This is a genomic window from Butyricicoccus sp. (genome assembly GCF_050872565.1).
Taxonomy (GTDB): Bacteria; Bacillota; Clostridia; order Oscillospirales; family Butyricicoccaceae; genus Butyricicoccus_A.
In genome coordinates, this window is the sequence record NZ_JBNMHC010000201.1 from 1 (window position 1) to 4051 (window position 4051).

The 4051-nt window shown below is 48.3% G+C and carries 6 protein-coding genes and 1 tRNA gene; 4 read left to right on the top strand and 3 right to left on the bottom strand.

The genetic code is table 11. The features are described from left to right. The first annotated feature begins 130 nt into the window (after nt 1-130). Entirely contained in the window at nt 131-1687 is a 1557-nt protein-coding gene (locus tag ACR0P9_RS08545) for an SH3 domain-containing protein (RefSeq protein ID WP_432619206.1), read from the top strand. 142 nt (nt 1688-1829) lie between these two features. On the opposite strand, the gene rpsR is transcribed toward ACR0P9_RS08545, so the two are convergent. Genes rpsR through rpsF form a run of 3 tightly spaced genes read right to left on the bottom strand, consistent with a single transcriptional unit; the run spans nt 1830 to nt 2919 of the window. Next, the gene (gene rpsR, locus ACR0P9_RS08550; protein ID WP_087018745.1) at nt 1830-2081 is read right to left on the bottom strand and encodes a 30S ribosomal protein S18; all 252 of its coding nucleotides are present in this window, start codon (nt 2079-2081) and stop codon (nt 1830-1832) included. Between the two features lie 24 nt (nt 2082-2105). Next, the gene (locus tag ACR0P9_RS08555; protein ID WP_432619209.1) at nt 2106-2609 is read right to left on the bottom strand and encodes a single-stranded DNA-binding protein; all 504 of its coding nucleotides are present in this window, start codon (nt 2607-2609) and stop codon (nt 2106-2108) included. A gap of 16 nt (nt 2610-2625) precedes the next feature. Further along, a complete protein-coding gene (gene rpsF / locus ACR0P9_RS08560) occupies nt 2626-2919 on the bottom strand; it encodes a 30S ribosomal protein S6 (RefSeq protein ID WP_432619211.1) in 294 nt (97 codons plus the stop codon). A 172-nt stretch (nt 2920-3091) separates the two neighbouring features. Here rpsF and ACR0P9_RS08565 point away from each other — a divergent pair. The 3 genes from ACR0P9_RS08565 to ACR0P9_RS08575 all read left to right on the top strand — a co-directional run bounded on the left by ACR0P9_RS08565 (nt 3092) and on the right by ACR0P9_RS08575 (nt 3825). Further along, nucleotides 3092-3166, top strand: a tRNA-Thr gene (locus ACR0P9_RS08565). A 192-nt stretch (nt 3167-3358) separates the two neighbouring features. Next, complete coding sequence (locus ACR0P9_RS08570; protein WP_432619213.1) at nt 3359-3577, top strand: hypothetical protein; 219 nt, start codon at nt 3359-3361, stop codon at nt 3575-3577. Beyond that, complete coding sequence (locus tag ACR0P9_RS08575; RefSeq protein ID WP_432619215.1) at nt 3574-3825, top strand: type II toxin-antitoxin system RelE family toxin; 252 nt, start codon at nt 3574-3576, stop codon at nt 3823-3825. Before ACR0P9_RS08570 ends, ACR0P9_RS08575 begins: the two co-directional genes overlap by 4 nt. Nucleotides 3826-4051: the final 226 nt, after the last annotated feature.

Below are 4051 nucleotides of genomic sequence, written 5' to 3' on the forward strand. Positions count from 1 at the left end.
AATGATAACAAAACAACAACATTTCTTAAGAAAACATAAAAATATGTAACAATCGCTTGCATTTGTCACCTAACAGTGCTATCATCTAGGCAATGAAAAGATCCAGATCGATCGCGAAGGAGTGACAAGTATGGATAAGAACATGAAAAAACGAGTCATCGCAGTCGGTGCCTCTGCCTGTCTGCTGTGTTCGAGCGGCGCATTCGCTGTAGAACCGAATCAGAATACAGATTCTACCGTTCCGGCAGCAGTTGCTGCTGCTGTAGACAATACCGGATCGCAGAGCCAGAATGCAGCGGCTTCTAAGACGGTATATGTTACCACGGATTTGAATGTACATGAGCAGCCGGACGCTTCGTCTAAGGTGCTTGGTACCTTGAAAAAGAATACAGCTGTTACCGTAACAGCAGAGAAATATGGCTGGTATACCATTACATTTAGTGGGCAGACTGCCTATATCAGCGCAAAGTACACGACGGATACCAACCCGTCTCAGCCGACGCCGACACCGACACCGTCGCAGACAACGACTGTGTACACTACGGCAAATTTGAACGTTCGTGCCCAGCCGAACAGCAGCGCAAAGATTTTGGGTTCGCTGGCAAAGGGCTCCAAAGTAGAGACTTATAGCCTGAAGAATGGCTGGTATGAAATCAAGTTCAGCGGTCAGACCGGCTATATCAGCGCACAGTATACGACGACAACCGCTCCGTCTCAGCCGACGCCGACCCCGACACCGTCGCAGACAACGACTGTGTATACCACGGCAAATCTGAACGTTCGCGCCCAGCCGAACAGCAGCGCAAAGATTTTGGGTTCGCTGGCAAAGGGCTCCAAAGTAGAGACGTATAGCCTGAAGAATGGCTGGTATGAAATCAAGTTCAGCGGTCAGACCGGCTATATCAGTGCACAGTATACCACGACAACCGCTCCGTCTCAGCCGACGCCGACCCCGACGCCGTCGCAGACAACAACGGTATATCCGAAGGAAGATCTGCGCGTTCGCGCTCAGCCGAACACCTCTTCGACGATTTTGGGTGTACTCAAGCAGGGAACTGCTGTGGAAACCCTCGGTGAAACCAACGGCTGGTACTTGATCAAGTACAACGGTCAGGATGGCTATATCAGCAAGGCATATACCACGACAGAAAAGCCAAATGCACCGACCGTGAAGTTCACGGATGTTTCGCAGAGCGATTGGTTCTATGAGCCGGTGATGTGGGCGGTATCCAACAACATCACAGCTGGCGTCAGCGATACCAAGTTTGCACCGAATCAGACTTGCACGCGTGCGCAGGCGGTTGTCTTCCTGTGGAATCAGGCGGGCAGACCGACTGTTTCCAGAAAGAATGCCTTTACCGACGTCAAGTCCTCGGATTGGTATTATCAGGCTGTGCAGTGGGCAGTATCGAAGGGAATTACCGGCGGTACGTCCAAGACGACATTTAGCCCGAATAAGACCTGCAATCGTGCGGAAATTGTGACCTTCCTGTGGAACCGGGCAGGAAAGCCGACGGTTTCGACAAAGAATCCGTTTACCGACGTCAAGTCTTCGGATTGGTATTACAAGGCTGTGCAGTGGGCAGTGGCAAATGGTGTTACCGGCGGTACATCTAAGACGACATTTAGTCCGAAAAAAGCCTGCACCCGTGCACAGATTGTGACCTTCCTGTATCATAATCGATAATCAAGCAATTTATTAGAGAAGCAGCTCTTCCGTTTGGAGGAGCTGCTTTTTTTTACCTTACAACAAAATAACAACAAAACAAAAAAGAACACATCGTGTGATGTGTTCTTTGATGGTATCCTGTTATAATCGGGGATTGAAATTACTCTGCAGTATACGGCAGCAGAGCGATGTGACGAGCACGCTTGATAGCCTCGGTCAGCTGACGCTGATGCAGGGCACAGGTACCAGTCATACGACGCGGCAGGATCTTGCCACGCTCGGACATGTATCTCTTCAGCTTTGCTACGTCCTTATAATCAATAGCCTCAACCTTATCTACACAGAAAGAGCAAACCTTTCTGCGGCGACGGCCGCCGCGATTGGGGCGATATTCTCTTTTTTCTTCAGCCATTGTCATAACCTCCTTGTTCGATAATCAAAACGGAACTTCGCCGTCATCATCGGAAATCTCAGAAAAATCCGAATTGCCTGCTGGCATATCAAAGCTTGGTGCAGGAGCGGACTGCTGCGGAGCAGCATACGGGTTCGGATTTGCATATCCGCCATTCTGCGGGTAACCGCCGTTGTTGTTCGGGTAGTTTCCGCCGCTCTCACGGGAACGCTTGGACTCGCCAAACTGTACCTCGTCTGCGACAACTTCAATAGATGTGCGATTGTTGCCGTTCTTGTCTTGCCAGCGTCTGGACTGGATGCTGCCCACTACTACAATCATCTGACCCTTGGTGAACCACTGCGAAACGAATTCAGCAGTACGTCTCCAAGCAACGATGTCAATGAAATCGGTCTGACGCTCTCCGTTGTTGCCGCTGTAGTTGCGGTCAACAGCAATAGAGAAGGTAACAACCGGAACATTGCTCTGTGTGTAGCGAAGCTCAGGATCGCGGGTAAGGCGACCCATAAGAATTGCCTTATTCAGCATATTCTGTCACCAATCCTTAGTCTTTGCAAACGATGATGGAACGCATAACGCCATCGGTGATCTTGTAAACACGATCCAGCTCAGCCGGGAAAGACGGCAGAGACTCGAACTCGATCAGGGTGTAGTAACCTTCACGCAGGTCGTTGATCTCATATGCCATTCTACGCTTGCCCCAGTCGTCAACAGATACTACAGTACCGTTGTCAGCGATCAGAGACTTGAACTTTTCCACGATAGCGGTGATTGCTTCCTCACCAAGATTCGGGTTGACAATGAAAATTGTTTCGTACTTACCATTTACCTTTGCCAATTTAAGCACCTCCTTCTGGCCTTTGGCCCACACCTTGTGTGTGAGCAAGGATACTTTACCAGTATAACGCTTTTTAGGCGTTTGTCAAGGGGTGATGCCAAAAAAAACAAAAAATATTTTAAATTTTTATCTTGACGCATCGCATACCCCTGTGGTAAAATACAATACAGATGCTAATGTGGCTCAGGGGTAGAGCAGCTCACTCGTAATGAGCAGGTCGTCGGTTCAAATCCGACCATTAGCTCCATGTGAAACCGTCTGTTTCGAAAGAAACGGGCGGTTTTTTGTATTTTCAGAGAAACTATATTTTAGAAACTGTCGGCTTTGTCCCTTATTGCCTTAAATTTCAAATTTATTTATTGATATGTGAAATGTATTCGTTTATAATAAACAGCAAATAGAGATGATATAATGGCGGCATCAGAAGGGAGCATGTACCATGAGCAACAAGGACAAATGTATGCAGCTGTTAAACGATGTTCCAGAGTACAAATTGGGCTATGTTTTGGCGTATTTGCAGGGACTTCTGGCGGATGAAACAGCAGATGATGCATTCTGTGAGCAGCTATACCATGAATACCTGAACGACACAGACCCAGAAAAGCATGATACAATCCCGCTGCAATCGCTGGCGGATGAGTTGGGGATTTCATTATGAGCTATCAGATTGTTATCGAGAAGCGAGCACAGAAGTTCATCCGCAAGCAGCCAAGACCACAACAGGAACGCCTATTACGAGCAATCAGTAAACTTCCCGAAGGGGATGTGAAGCAGCTGCAAGGCAATGACGGGCTGTTCCGGCTTCGTGTGGGAACGTATCGCGTTATTTATACCATTGACAACAATCGGCTTGTCATCACAGTTATTGACGCAGGAAACCGCGGACAAGTGTATCAAAACTATTAAAAGCAAAAGGGCAGCCCTCACATGGACTGCTCTTTTTATATGTTCAGCGGGAAAACAGAAAAAAACCCTCCCAGCAAGGCATTTACTGAGGAGAGGTTTTGCTGTCAAGCAGCTTGTTGTGCACACTGGGTGCGCTGCATAATCCAATTGAAAATCAAGCAGAAGCCCAAGGCGAACAGAACGCCAAATACATTCTGCATGACGCGCAGTCCCATTGCCGCAGGCA